Below are 13037 nucleotides of genomic sequence, written 5' to 3' on the forward strand. Positions count from 1 at the left end.
AAAAGACTACCCACGTGAAACGCTTGGCGGGTAGCCTCATGTTTAGCTTATTTTAATTTAGGAATTAATACCGTTAACTGGAACCAATGGTTTTTATGATTGAGTTTAACAATCCCATCATATTTTTGTACCGTATGGCGAATGCTTTTCAAACCATAACCGTGATTTTGTTTATCTTTCTTCGTGGTGTGGGGAAGTGCATCGGCTAGCTCTAAGTTCCCTTCATAATAATTCTCAATTTGAATTAAGACGAAATTGTTTTGTTCATGCAAGGTCAGATGGATCAGTCGTTTTTCTATGTCTTTTACTTTCATCTCGTATTCAATCGCATTATCTAATGCATTACCGAAAATCGTGCAAATGTCCGCCACATCCATCTTATCTAACAAATGACCATCAGCCACTGAAGTCAGGGTAATATTATTTTTGATGCAATACATATGCTTCGTTGTTAACATCGTATCGACAACTTGATTTCCGGTTTTGTGCTGGGCTTCAAACGTTTTGATTCCACTTTGCATGTCATCAATGTAAGCCTCACGTTTTTCTGGATCTGTTTCGGCTTTGATGGCAATCAATTGATTTTTCAAATCATGATACTTGTAGTTTATCAATTCGATGCTTTCTTTCGATTGTTGATACTGCGTGTACTGGTTTTGAAAAATATTTTGCATCGCTTCAAGTTCATGTTTAACCCGGAGCTCATTGATTTGTACATGGTAGGCGAATAAAATCGCAAACCCACCTAAATCGACCAAGGTACGAATGTTTAATATCTCCGCAGCATATTGGCCACTAAACGGGGTTCGGATTGAAACAAAGCTCAGGTTGCTGATAAAGAACACCGCAAAACCAATTGTTGCTGTTGACCAAAACTCACGCGCTTTAATGTATAGCTTACCTTCTTCTGGCATATGGCGCTTTTCAAGAAACCAAATCAAGAAAAAGGATAAGCCATACACAAGGATGAGTAAACTCATTCCCGCAAGCGAATAGACATTATCTTCACGAATTAAATAGTAATGGACTTGCCAATGGAACGACGCAACCAGCTCAGCTGCAACAAAGGCTTTAATACCAAAATAACCGGCTTCATAGAGTGAGACATCTGTCGTTTGGTGAATCAGTAAAATCATCAAGAGAATCGCGACAATCATACTTGGCACCCAAAAGAAGATATCCAAATTACCGGTCGCCATTAAAAAGCTGGCCTGAATAACAAGTGCGCCTACCAAAAAGAGCGGGAGACGAAAGCCTTTGATTTTCTTTTTCAAGATAAGAACATAGACCAGACAAGCCATCCATTCTGTTAACGCCGTAAGTATACGGGGGATTTCCGGGAAAAACTCACTCATTTTAATCCATCTCCCCAACGCGCAGCTAATGCTTCAAGAAAACTTTTTTTCTTCGTGCGTCCGATTGGCAGTTCAACATCACCAATCAATGCGAAGGTATCATTTATCCCTTGGACGTAATCAAGGTTCACCATAAACCCTTTATGAATGCGGAAAAAACCTTGTTCTGATAAATCACCTTCGTAATGCTTAATTGCACCTGAGGATTCCAGTTCCCCCTCCTTGGTGTGGAAGATCAGTTTATGTCCTTGACTTTCAATATAATAAAGCGTTGCTGTGTCAACCCGAATCACACCACCCTTGACTTTCAGGGTTAAGTAGTGCGTTTCTTTCTTCTCAACCTTCTCAATCGCTTTTTGTAAGCGTTCCGAAAAAGGAAAATAGGTAATTGGTTTTAGTACGTAATCAAGCGCATTAACGGCATAACCCTTGATCGCATACTGCGTCATGTTGGTAATAAAGATAATGATGACCTTTTGATCAATCTTCCTAATCTCTTCAGCCACGGTCATGCCGTCCACCAGTGGCATTTGAATATCTAATAATACAATGTCAAATTGCGATTGATATTTATCAATAAATTGATCACCATCGCTGAAGAAGGTCAGATTTAAAGGGATGTTTTTTTCTTCTTGGAACTGGGCGAGATACTCCCTTAACTGTTGCTGGTAATGATTTTCATCTTCTACAATTGCAATATTAAACATGCTTTACGCCCCTTCTATTCAAACGAACCCTGTCCGTTACTTTGGTTTTTGCTCTTATTTCTGTAGCGTTTCCTTTTTAAAACCCGCATCGCTCTTTTTTCACTTTACACGCGTGAGATCATCTGTCATTATCTATTAACAGAGCGATTAAATTTCAAAAAATAAACCATTCACCAGTATAGCACATTTCTATCATGTTTTAGCTGACCTTGCAACCCTTTCCATTTAATTCAGCAGCAGGTGCTAATAATCTAAATAAATGTTCGCTTAACGACTCATCGCTATTTATTCCATCGCAAAAAACATAAAGGAGCTGTTCTTATGTATGATTATCTAATTGTTGGTGCTGGACTGTTCGGTGCTGTCTTTGCCCATGAGGCAACTAAGAAAGGGAAAACATGCCTTGTCATTGATAAACGCTCCCACATCGGGGGGAATATTTATACCGAGAAGACAAACGGCATTGATGTGCATAAATATGGGGCCCATATTTTTCACACCAACAACAAGCCGATTTGGGATTATGTTAACACCTTTGCTAGTTTCAATCGTTACACCAATTCGCCGATTGCTAATTACCACGGGGAGATCTATAATCTGCCCTTTAATATGAATACCTTCAACAAACTTTGGGGGGTGACCACACCCGAAGAAGCCCAGGCTAAAATTAATGCCCAACGGTTAGCGAGTGGCATTACCGAACCAGAAAATTTAGAGGAACAAGCGATTTCACTCGTTGGTAAGGACATCTACGAGCGATTAATTAAAGGCTACACCGAGAAACAATGGGGGCGTAAAGCGACCGAGTTACCTGCCTTTATTATCAAGCGTTTGCCCGTCCGTTTCACCTATAATAACAATTATTTCAACGACCGCTACCAAGGGATACCGATTGGCGGTTATACTCAAATCGTTGAAAAAATGTTGGTCGGTAGTGATATTAAGTTAAACTGTGATTTCTTTGATAATCAAACAGCTTTACAGGCGCAAGCGAAAAAAACCGTCTTTACCGGTATGATTGATCAATATTATCACTATGCCTTCGGCGTTCTTGATTACCGCAGTCTTGATTTCGATACCACGCTCCTGACGGGTGTTGAGAACTATCAAGGCAATGCCGTTGTCAACTACACCGATAAAGAAACACCGTACACGCGGATTATTGAGCATAAACACTTTAATTTCGGCACACAATCTGATACAGTGATTACGAAGGAATATCCTTCAGAATGGTCACCTGGTGATGAACCTTATTATCCGGTTAATGATAAGAAAAATGAAACCATCTATAAAAAATATAAAGAAAAAGCAGAACAAGAAACCGATGTGATTTTCGGTGGGCGCCTCGCAACCTATAAATATTATGATATGCATCAAGTCATCGGTTCAGCACTAGCGACCGTAAAAAAAGAATTAGGTGAATAATAATGTCAACCCTATTTAAACAAGTCTTAACCCATTTCAAGTTTGGCGATGTGGTGATTCTCTTACTTCTTGTCGGTTTATCGTTTGCGCCCTTGTTATATTTTAATGCGACGACAACGGTTGAGGCAGATGAGGATTTAGTTGCTTACGTTTCAATTGACGGTGAAGTCGTTGATTCTTTTGTCCTTAGTGAAGATACCCCACATCAAGAAGTGACCTATTACCCGAATGAAGGGCAATACAACATTATCGAAGTCAGTGGCACCAAAATCCGGGTCAAAGAAGACAACAGTCCCGATCAAGTTGCCGTCAAAACAAGTTGGATTAGTCGTGCTGGCCAGACCAGCATCTGCTTACCGCACCGCTTGATTATTGAAATAAAAGGTGCTCACACCGAGCAAACTGAAGACGTCTTTGCCTATTAAGGCTTGACGTCTTCTTTTTACACGTTTCCGTTTCGAAAAATGACAATATTCTGATAAAACAGTTGACTCAACTGACAAACTACACTATAATCACTACTAACATAACGAAACTCTTATCCAGAGTGGCTGAGGGAATAGGCCCTACGACGCCCGGCAACCCCTGACTTTTCGGAAGGTGCCAAATCCTACAGGTATAATAACCTGAACGATAAGAGGAGGAACGTGATTATTCGCCCTCTTCTTAAAATTATTTAAGAAGAGGGCTTTTTGTTTCTCTTGACTGGACTAAGACCGATTATGTTGTTTTCTCGTATCAGTTAACATCAACACTAAAACTATTAGGAGGCGTTAAAATGACAAATCAATACTTACGTAATCAAGGACCCGAAACACAATTAATTCATGCTGGCCAACAAACCGATCCCACAACTGGAGCTGTGGCGGTACCGATATACCAAACAACCGCATTCTCATTCCGTGACACAGCACATGCTCAAAATTTATTTGCTCTACAGGAACCGGGAAACATCTATTCTCGCATCATGAACCCGACCGTTGATGCCTTCGAGCAACGCATGAGTATTTTAGAAGATGGGGTGGCAGCTGTTGGGGTCGCATCAGGGATGTCAGCGATCACCTTATCCATTTTAACCATCGCTGAAGCAGGTGATGAGATCATTACCGACAGCAACCTTTATGGCGGGACTTATAATTTATTCTCTAAAACCTTACCAAAATACGGCATTAACGTTATTTTTGTAGATGGGACGGACCCTGAAAACTTTAAAGCTGCGATTAATGATAAAACAAAAGCGATTTTCGCAGAAACGATTACCAATCCATCATTAAACATCTTTGATATTGAAGCCGTCAGTGACATTGCTCATGCAGCTGGGGTTCCACTAATCATTGATAACACCTTTGCTACACCTTACGGGTGTAAACCACTAACATTTGGTGCTGATATCGTGATTCACTCCGCAACAAAATGGATTGGGGGGCACGGTACGACCATGGGTGGTGTCGTAATCGATGGCGGGCGTTTTAACTGGGACCAAGCGCGTTACCCAGGGTTTACTGAACCTGATGAATCTTATCACGGTGTCCGCTACGGTAAGGACGTTGGTCCTGCTGGTTTTGCGATAAAATTCCGCGTGCAGTTGTTGCGTGATATTGGTCCGTCACTCAGTCCGCAAAATGCCTTCAATTTACTACAAGGCTTAGAAACATTGAACTTACGTCTCAAGCGATATCAAGAAAACACAACGCGTGTGGTTGAGTACCTGGCGAATCACCCAGATGTAGAATGGATAAACTACCCTGGCCGTGAGGATCATCCCTCACATGATTTAGCAAATAAATACTTGATTGACTATTACGGTTCCGTTGTTACCTTCGGTGTCAAAGGTGATCGTGAGGTTGGACGTAAAGTAATTGATCATGTTGAATTATTCTATCATGTTGCCAATGTCGGTGATGCAAAATCACTGATTATTCACCCTGCTTCGACGACACATCAACAATTAAGCAAAGAGGCGTTAGAAAAAGCTGGTGTGAACGAACAATTGATTCGTCTATCAATTGGTTTAGAAAGCTATGACGATATCGTCCACGACTTAGACCAAGCGATCGCGAAAGCGACTGATAAAGACCGTCATCTCAAACCTAACCGTGAAGATGCCGTCTATTGGGCGCTCTCATCACCGTTTGCCCGGGAAGATGGTGCAATTAGACCGAAAGTCATCCAAGTTGTTGGTGACGGTTCAAAACACCGTTGCCTCACTAAAATTAGCAAGTTAGGCTTTAACACGGCACCTTACACGGCGAGCGAAGATGTGATCGATATTTTATTCATCACAGAACCTGACAAAATTGATACCTTGCCGCAGCAAGCAAAAATAATTTGGTTTAGAACAAATGATGATTATGCTGACTTAAAACAAGCAGCTGAAGCAAACGGTCAATTTGTTGTTGAAAATGAATGTCTGTTTGGCACTGCCAATCGTATCCGTTTAAATCCAAAGCATGATTAAACCCCTTCCATCCACCTTTTTGGTGGATGGTTTTTTATAAACACACCCTGCAGAAAAGCGCCACATCCACACCGCCGCATAAACAAGCCCCCAGAAACATGCATCCCAAATTGAAGGCATTACTCCGTTCGCACAAACTAAGGCTTGAAGTATAATTCTTGACGTCATATAATTAACTGCACACCTGTTTTAACTGGTGTGATTAGGGAATAATAGAAACAGAAGCTAACTTAAAGGACTGATCAATATGTCACAACGCCGCAAGAAAATACTAGGCATCACACTCATTACTCTCCTTGTCATTGGAGGGATTTTATTCTTTATCTACCGACCGTTACCCGTCTATGATACAACGACAACAACACCCGAAGAAGAGGACATTGACACCGTTATTGACCAAGTCGAACAAAAAGACGAAGAAGTGACTTCAACTGCAAATGATGTAACGCAAAACTTACGTGACGCACTTGAACAAACCCTCTCAGTTTTTACACGGACAGATTACCGCATGACCGCTTTAGGGGACTCACTCACTCAAGGGGTGGGCGATGAGACCAATCATGCAGGTTATGTCGGCATATTAGAAAATCGCTTTGAGCGTGAAAATGTTCGCGTTCAAATTGACAACTTCGGTAAAAGAGGTCATCGGACCGATCAACTACTGACACGGATTAATGAAGAAGCTGATATGCAACGCTCGATTGAACGTGCAGATAGCATTTTAATAACAATCGGAGCCAACGACATCATGCGGATTGTCCGAGAGAATGTTTTTAATTTAAACCTATCTGTATTCGATAGTGAACACGCTTCTTTTGAAGCGCGACTCACCGATCTTTTTGATACCATCACGGCATTGAATCCAGAAGCTGAGGTCTATTTACTTGGGTTTTTCAATCCGTTTGCTGGCTACTTTGATGAGGTTGAAGCACTTGATGATATTTTAACGACGTGGAGCGAAACCTCACGTCAAGTCATTGAAACCTATCCAAATGGTCACTACATCCCGATTGACGATTTATTTCAGCTCAATCGCATCGAGCTCTTAGCTGATGACAATTTCCATCCGAATGCAACCGGGTATCATCTAATAGGCGCACGCGTCTATCACTATTTAGCACCTGAAATTGAAGCTCTATCAGCTGAAGAACCCACTGAAAATGAAGCAGAATGAGAGGCAAGCGATGAACACGACACGGATTAAAACAATCATCAAACAAATGACCAAATGGCAATGGGCATTTATTGGTTTACTGACACTAAATTTTATAATCTTAGCAGGGATGATGACCTTGTTGGTCTTATCGCCACCACAATCCGATTTACTACCCGAGCCGAACTACATTGAAGAACCTGGTGCCAGTTTTACCGTTAACGCGACCAAGCATGATTTAAACACTTTGATTAATGATTATCTCGACCAAGTTTTACGCTCCGATCAAGCTGATTTCTCCGTGCTAATTGACGAGGATTTCGCTTTATCTGGAACATTTACTGCTTTCGGTATTCCTGTCCCTCTCAACGTACGAATGGACCCCGTCGTCCAGGCCAATGGCGATTTAGTTTTAGAAGTGAATGAAATGTCACTCGGTCTACTTAACTTACCACGTGACCGCATTTTACATTACATTAATCGGCAAGTGTCCACACCCGATTGGCTTTATTTTGATTCGACGAATGAACAACTTTACCTTGCAGTCACCCAAATCGAAATTCAGAGTAATTTCCGCTTCTCTGTTGAATCCCTTGATTTATCAGATGATGATATTAGTTTCACCTTCAAGATCCCAGAAGGCGATCATGACGATGCGTTTAACGAAACCAATGCTAATTAATACCTTCATACCTGTGTTTTCAATCATTACTGTTGAATAATTCTTTTAATTTTTGCGAAGGCATCTTTCGCTTCAGGAATGGGCATTAAAACAAAGACATGGTTCATTTTCGGATAGACAAAGGTATCGATAGCGATGCCTTTGTCTGTTAGTTTTTTATCGAAAGCCACACCATCTGGGTACAAACTTTCATGAGTGCCGAGAAAGTGGCTGATCGGTGCTATTTCGGTAAAGTCACCATAGATCGGACTTAATAATGGATCTGTCAATGTTTTCCCATCTGCCCAGCGCTCAGTAATGACAGCAATCCCTCCAGCTGATAATAACGGATCTTTTTTCTCATACCCTGGGATCGCTGGGTTTTCAAATGTCATATCAACACAGGCAGATAAGACGATGATTTCCTTGGGTTGCGGTAACTGTTCCCTCTTTAACAATTGCACAAGCCCCAGTGACAGATTGCCGCCGGCAGAATCCCCCATGATGACTAACTGTTTTGGGTCGCTGATCGTTTCGATTGTAGCTTTATATAAAGCTAACAATTTCGCAAAAGCGTGCCCCGCATTAAAATGAGGGACTTTTGGATAGATGGGTACAATGACTTTTGCATCGAGGGTTTGTGCTAATCGATCAACAAACCGCCAATGAAAGCTTAAAGGTTGATTGGTCCAACCCCCGCCGTGCAAATATAAAATAACTTTTTGGGCCTGATTGTTCCCCTCATTCAAAACAAATACTTGCATGTTTTGAAAAGATCTTTCTGTAACCTCACTTACAAGGGATGTATTTCCTATCTCATAAGGTTTATCATTAGTCATTCCACGCTCAATGATAAACTTTTTTGTTCGCTCAGGTGTAGTAAACACTTTTTTAACACCGATTAAAAAGAGAAACTTTTCAACAAGGTAGCTTCTGATTGATCGCCGCTTGGCATACATTTTTATACTCATGTTTTCCCTCATTCCTAATGGATTTATATCAGCAATTAGCCTGTTTAATGGTAGCTTTCTCGCTATCTACCCATCCATACTAACGCCCATGTAGCACGTAATCTGTATGTAACAAAAAAGAAGCATCAAAGCTCATGCGACTGCATTTACTCTAACGCTTCTTCACCTTAATTCAACCTGAAAAATGATTGACGTAACGTTTCACTGGTTTCTTCAGTCGAAACAAGCGCCGGGTAATCTTTTAACGGTCCCTCATAAACTAAATCGAGCAGGTGCCAATCTCTTAAATCTTGTGGGCGGATCAAACCAGGTGATTTCGCTTGGTTATAAACGCCACAGCGTTGTAACATGGTTGCGACAAATTGCGAACAAAAGTAGGCATGTTCACGTTTAAGTTCTTTGTTGATTGCTACACCAAAAAGGCCTAAGAAATTATAACGGTATAAGTGCTTGGTGGATTCAATCAATAAAATTTGAGCAACCAGTTGTTGGTATTCATCTTCAGAAATGTCCAATTGGTAGATGGCACAATTTGAACGTGTGAAAAAAGGCAAGGTCACTGACTCTTTCACGAATCCGCCAATAAATGGATTATAGGGCCGCTTTCTTCCAAAACTGTAAACCTGCGAAAGCTCTGGATCTAATGCGATTGATACATGGTTTAAACTTGTACCTGTATACAAATCAATGGTTTTTGATAACAGTGTTCCTGTACTTAAAAACAATAAATATATCGGACGAGACTTGTTCATAAGCGTCCCCCCTTTCTTACCTTAGTAGACCGCCTTTGTTTATAAAAAGTTACATCAGACTATTTAGTATAACATTGAATCGACGATTCGTTTGTGCTTTTTAAAAATAAACATGACACCTTGGTCGATACTTACTCATGTAAAAATATAGTGACTCACGTAGCCATAATAAAGCAGGATCGTTAAGGTTTCAATCACAGTGATGAGGGCTTGCCTCGGTTCTTCAGCGTGACGCCATTCAAACCAAGTACGAACGGCATTTTGAGCGCCTACAACAACCAGAAGAATAAGGTATACAGTGAATTCAAGCTTTGTGTAGGTAAGGACATACGCCCAACTCAACACCCCAACTACAATTAACAAAAACGTCACAATGAAATTCACTTTTTTATGGGTGGCATTCACATAATTTTCTTTAAATAAAGACCGTTGCTTTACCTTAAATAGCCGGCTTAACGTGACATTAACAAAAACAATGACAAACAAAAAAATACCGACTGCCAATAAAAAATGATTGCTATCTGTCATATCCAGTTCCCCTCTTCATGCCCAGCTTCTAACATGTGCAATGATGACACTTAGAGTGACTACACCGCTACTAATAGATCGTAAATGACGAAACCAGCGACCATTAAAAACACTAACCAAAGACCGATTCTGACTAGCGTTACAACCGCGCGCTTCGGCTCATCTGATTGATACCACTCAAAATAAGCACGCACACCATCAAAAATAATTTGGATCGAGAACACTAACAAATAACCTATTGCTAACAAAAAGTCATTCTCTAGCGAGAACAGATAAAAGAAAATTGAGACAATGACAACAATACTCACAAACCGCCCAATGAAGTCAACTTTTTTATGGGTATCATTGACGTAGTGATTAGTGAAAATCGTCCGTTTTTCTAACTTAAAATAACGATTCAAACCATATTCTAATCCGTATGTGAAAATAAAAAAACCAAGAATATACCACAAATAGATTCCCATCTTTCCCCTCCATTTCCGATTTCACTTACCGCTTAGCCCACTTTAGATTTGATTTAACGGGAAGTAATATAACATAATTATCATAAAAATTGATTTTATCATCAATTCGATGAATAGCATAATGGCTTGTTTGGGTTGTTTTGAATATTGTGCATACATATGAATATGAACGATATTCAACCCCAATGTGTAGCTCAACACGTAGCCAACCAGTAGATAAATCCACACGTTAGCTACGTCTACTTGCGCAAAAACAAAACCTAACACACTGAAAACACCCAGCGACAACATACTCACATGCACGCGCCTCGCGCTATTCTCATGGGTCTCATTGAGATAAAAATCCTTACCCTCTGGCAGTGGATCAACCTGTAGATGTCCACCTAGAATTCGCTTTACCACATGCATTGTTGCTAAAGACACCAACCCAATAATAAACGCAGGATCCATCTTCTCCACCATCCCTTCAGCTAATTCATCTATTCTGTCAGTCAATAACCACGTAACACGTTGATCACACGGTAACTAATATTGCCGTTATCACCAGTGGGGTAATAAGCATCGCATCTAATAGAAGTACTAGCGTATGCCGAGCGTCTTGATGATGTTTAAAACTCCAATAAGCTCTGACATACAACACAGCATTTATTCCCACAAAGCTCAATAATGTCAGCGGCTTTGTTATGACCTCACTAAGGGACAGAAAAAGTATGAACGGTCCAGCTATCATCAGCACGCTTTTTATCAGATGATCCCAGCGATTATGATTTGGGTTCTTGTAAGGAATTGCTTCAATCGCTGTTTTTGAGCGGCGATATTCCCGGTGGAAATATCGTATTATCAGTAGTTGTGCCAACAGATAAAAAACTAAGGTACTAATTATTGGTAGCAATGGTTCTTCCGTCCTTTCCTGGCAGCAATAGATTTAAAGGTTGTCCCCGTCATACGCGTGAATTCAAAAGCAATGATGCTATACTTAAGTAAAGATAGCTTTAGTTTGGTCATACACCTAGACCTTATTCAACGAAAGGATGGTCGCTTTGCAACGCATCTTAATTCTTGGTAGTCCTGGCACTGGTAAAAGCACGCTTGCACGCTCACTCCAAAAGCATTTACAGCTTCCGCTTTACCATTTAGATCAAGCCTTTTTTAGAGCAAATTGGGTCGAATCCCCTGATCAACTTAACCATTTTTTGCAGACGACTCTCCCAACATCCACGTGGATCATGGATGGGAACTATTACCATACGTTACCGGCACGCTTACAACAGGCCGATACCGTTATTTTACTTGACTTCCCGACCAGACTTGCGCTTTTTGGTGTTTTAAAACGCTACCTCACCCACCGAAACAGAACACGTCCAGATATGGCAGCAGGCTGTGAAGAAAGACTAAGCTTTAGTTTTCTCTGGTATGTCCTACGTTTTAAGCACGAGAAGCTCGGCTCAACCAAAAGAATGATCAAAGAACACCCTCACCTTGCTTATTATCATTTCAAGTCACGGGGAGAGGTTAAAAAGTTTCTTGCACAACTTTGTTAAAGCTAAATCAAACCAAATATATACTCCGAAATTAGAATATAAGCAACAAACAACAGCAAGCTACCTAGACATCCGGCACCACTGCCACCACCTGCTTTTCGGTATTGATAACACGCCTTATCTGATCCAATGACAGCAACCTTATCACTCACATGACGGTAATATAAACTATTTCCTTTGGCACCGAGGTAAACGAAAATTGCGAAGGGAATCACTGAGTTTAAAAAACCTATACCAGTAAAGTAAACAATCGCATCAGTCACCAAGTAGATCGCCAGAATCATCAACAATATCCCGAACATCTTACGGTAACCGAGCCAAAATAAACCGACAAAAAAACTGGCCCAGTTCCACCCGGCGTGATTTGCGGGATCGCTTGAATTCGACCATTTATCTGCATAATAATGATAGCGTGTATCAACAAAACAGCGCCAGCTCTCGGTTAGATGTGGTGCTTTTTCTGTCGTTGCTGTTTCACTGTTATCGAGGTCATGATGGGATCCATTTGATTTTGCTTGTTCACCCGTTTTTTCGGTCTGATGAGCATCAACCGATTTGCCACATTTCGGACAAAACACGGCGTCATCTGATATCGATGCGCCACAATATTGACAATACATAGTTATTCCCCTTTCCTTTATAACGGTTGATTTTCTATTTATTAGTAAACACCGTGTTTCTAGTATATCAAATACCCAACACATTTCCATCTGTTTTTAAAATTTTTTCCGATAAAACCCATAACCTTTATTCCAATGGTTTTCCCTTTCTGAGTGCGGTTTTTCATGTCATCACACACCCACTATCGGCATCAGCTAATTCCCCTTTTAATGCAACACAAAACAGGCAAATGACATTTCGAATAAACATGTCGCTTGCCTGTTTTTTAAGTGACATTGTTAGTTAGTGATTTGTTCCACTCTCTCAGTCGTTCTTTTGTAACCTTATCTTTAGACTAATGCAGTTTAATCACCGCCGCTTTAATTGGTGTGTCGCTCGCACCTGTACAGCCACGCTAAAAA

General features: G+C 40.7%; 14 protein-coding genes and 1 riboswitch. Of the genes, 6 read left to right on the forward strand and 8 right to left on the reverse strand.

Features of this window, described 5'->3' with window-relative positions; translation table 11 throughout:
• Positions 1–47 precede the first annotated feature (47 nt).
• Positions 48–1355 carry an ATP-binding protein gene (locus tag DES38_RS03620; RefSeq protein ID WP_110250734.1) on the reverse strand — a complete coding sequence of 436 codons (1308 nt, stop codon included), beginning with the start codon at positions 1353–1355 and terminating at the stop codon, positions 48–50.
• Complete coding sequence (locus DES38_RS03625; RefSeq protein WP_110250735.1) at positions 1352–2062, reverse strand: LytR/AlgR family response regulator transcription factor; 711 nt, start codon at positions 2060–2062, stop codon at positions 1352–1354. Before DES38_RS03625 ends, DES38_RS03620 begins: the two co-directional genes overlap by 4 nt.
• 321 nt (positions 2063–2383) lie before the next feature.
• On the opposite strand from DES38_RS03625, the gene glf reads away from it, so the two are divergent.
• From glf to DES38_RS03650, 5 genes are all read left to right on the forward strand, one after another.
• Positions 2384–3487 carry a UDP-galactopyranose mutase gene (glf, locus tag DES38_RS03630; RefSeq protein ID WP_110250736.1) on the forward strand — a complete coding sequence of 368 codons (1104 nt, stop codon included), beginning with the start codon at positions 2384–2386 and terminating at the stop codon, positions 3485–3487.
• Between the two features lie 2 nt (positions 3488–3489).
• Positions 3490–3912: a NusG domain II-containing protein gene (locus DES38_RS03635; protein ID WP_110250737.1), complete on the forward strand. Its 423-nt coding sequence runs from the start codon at positions 3490–3492 to the stop codon at positions 3910–3912.
• 110 nt (positions 3913–4022) lie between these two features.
• Positions 4023–4127: riboswitch (SAM riboswitch) on the forward strand.
• Positions 4128–4265: 138 nt separating this feature from the next.
• Positions 4266–5945, forward strand: coding sequence for an O-acetylhomoserine aminocarboxypropyltransferase/cysteine synthase family protein (locus tag DES38_RS03640; protein ID WP_110250738.1), 1680 nt, complete (start codon positions 4266–4268; stop codon positions 5943–5945).
• 247 nt (positions 5946–6192) lie between these two features.
• Complete coding sequence (locus DES38_RS03645) at positions 6193–7119, forward strand: GDSL-type esterase/lipase family protein (protein ID WP_110250739.1); 927 nt, start codon at positions 6193–6195, stop codon at positions 7117–7119.
• 10 nt (positions 7120–7129) lie between these two features.
• Positions 7130–7780, forward strand: a complete 651-nt coding sequence (locus DES38_RS03650) for a YpmS family protein (protein ID WP_110250740.1) — start codon at positions 7130–7132, stop codon at positions 7778–7780.
• 26 nt (positions 7781–7806) lie between these two features.
• On the opposite strand, the gene DES38_RS03655 is transcribed toward DES38_RS03650, so the two are convergent.
• From DES38_RS03655 to DES38_RS03675, 5 genes are all read right to left on the reverse strand, one after another.
• Complete coding sequence (locus DES38_RS03655; protein ID WP_110250741.1) at positions 7807–8730, reverse strand: alpha/beta hydrolase fold domain-containing protein; 924 nt, start codon at positions 8728–8730, stop codon at positions 7807–7809.
• A gap of 167 nt (positions 8731–8897) precedes the next feature.
• Positions 8898–9482 (reverse strand): hypothetical protein, encoded by a 585-nt coding sequence (locus DES38_RS03660; protein WP_110250742.1) that lies wholly within the window; start codon positions 9480–9482, stop codon positions 8898–8900.
• Positions 9483–9617: 135 nt separating this feature from the next.
• Positions 9618–10010: a DUF4181 domain-containing protein gene (locus tag DES38_RS03665; protein WP_110250743.1), complete on the reverse strand. Its 393-nt coding sequence runs from the start codon at positions 10008–10010 to the stop codon at positions 9618–9620.
• 59 nt (positions 10011–10069) lie between these two features.
• Positions 10070–10474: a DUF4181 domain-containing protein gene (locus tag DES38_RS03670; RefSeq protein ID WP_110250744.1), complete on the reverse strand. Its 405-nt coding sequence runs from the start codon at positions 10472–10474 to the stop codon at positions 10070–10072.
• 42 nt (positions 10475–10516) lie between these two features.
• Positions 10517–10969 (reverse strand): hypothetical protein, encoded by a 453-nt coding sequence (locus DES38_RS03675; protein ID WP_146206349.1) that lies wholly within the window; start codon positions 10967–10969, stop codon positions 10517–10519.
• 545 nt (positions 10970–11514) lie between these two features.
• Here DES38_RS03675 and DES38_RS03685 point away from each other — a divergent pair.
• Positions 11515–12015 (forward strand): AAA family ATPase, encoded by a 501-nt coding sequence (locus DES38_RS03685; protein WP_170114321.1) that lies wholly within the window; start codon positions 11515–11517, stop codon positions 12013–12015.
• 2 nt (positions 12016–12017) lie between these two features.
• On the opposite strand, the gene DES38_RS03690 is transcribed toward DES38_RS03685, so the two are convergent.
• Positions 12018–12635 (reverse strand): DUF2628 domain-containing protein, encoded by a 618-nt coding sequence (locus DES38_RS03690; protein ID WP_170114328.1) that lies wholly within the window; start codon positions 12633–12635, stop codon positions 12018–12020.
• Between the last annotated feature and the right edge of the window lie 402 nt (positions 12636–13037).

It is taken from the genome of Streptohalobacillus salinus, from assembly GCF_003201605.1.
Lineage (GTDB): Bacteria > Bacillota > Bacilli > Bacillales > Amphibacillaceae > Streptohalobacillus > Streptohalobacillus salinus.

What these genes read in the sequence shown, in the direction of transcription:
- DES38_RS03620 (WP_110250734.1), bottom strand. Translation starts at nt 1,355, where the DNA reads ATGAGTGAGTTTTTCCCGGAAATCCCCCGTATACTTACGGCGTTAACA.
- DES38_RS03625 (WP_110250735.1), bottom strand. Translation starts at nt 2,062, where the DNA reads ATGTTTAATATTGCAATTGTAGAAGATGAAAATCATTACCAGCAACAG.
- glf (WP_110250736.1), top strand. Translation starts at nt 2,384, where the DNA reads ATGTATGATTATCTAATTGTTGGTGCTGGACTGTTCGGTGCTGTCTTT.
- DES38_RS03635 (WP_110250737.1), top strand. Translation starts at nt 3,490, where the DNA reads ATGTCAACCCTATTTAAACAAGTCTTAACCCATTTCAAGTTTGGCGAT.
- DES38_RS03640 (WP_110250738.1), top strand. Translation starts at nt 4,266, where the DNA reads ATGACAAATCAATACTTACGTAATCAAGGACCCGAAACACAATTAATT.
- DES38_RS03645 (WP_110250739.1), top strand. Translation starts at nt 6,193, where the DNA reads ATGTCACAACGCCGCAAGAAAATACTAGGCATCACACTCATTACTCTC.
- DES38_RS03650 (WP_110250740.1), top strand. Translation starts at nt 7,130, where the DNA reads ATGAACACGACACGGATTAAAACAATCATCAAACAAATGACCAAATGG.
- DES38_RS03655 (WP_110250741.1), bottom strand. Translation starts at nt 8,730, where the DNA reads ATGAGTATAAAAATGTATGCCAAGCGGCGATCAATCAGAAGCTACCTT.
- DES38_RS03660 (WP_110250742.1), bottom strand. Translation starts at nt 9,482, where the DNA reads ATGAACAAGTCTCGTCCGATATATTTATTGTTTTTAAGTACAGGAACA.
- DES38_RS03665 (WP_110250743.1), bottom strand. Translation starts at nt 10,010, where the DNA reads ATGACAGATAGCAATCATTTTTTATTGGCAGTCGGTATTTTTTTGTTT.
- DES38_RS03670 (WP_110250744.1), bottom strand. Translation starts at nt 10,474, where the DNA reads ATGGGAATCTATTTGTGGTATATTCTTGGTTTTTTTATTTTCACATAC.
- DES38_RS03690 (WP_170114328.1), bottom strand. Translation starts at nt 12,635, where the DNA reads ATGTATTGTCAATATTGTGGCGCATCGATATCAGATGACGCCGTGTTT.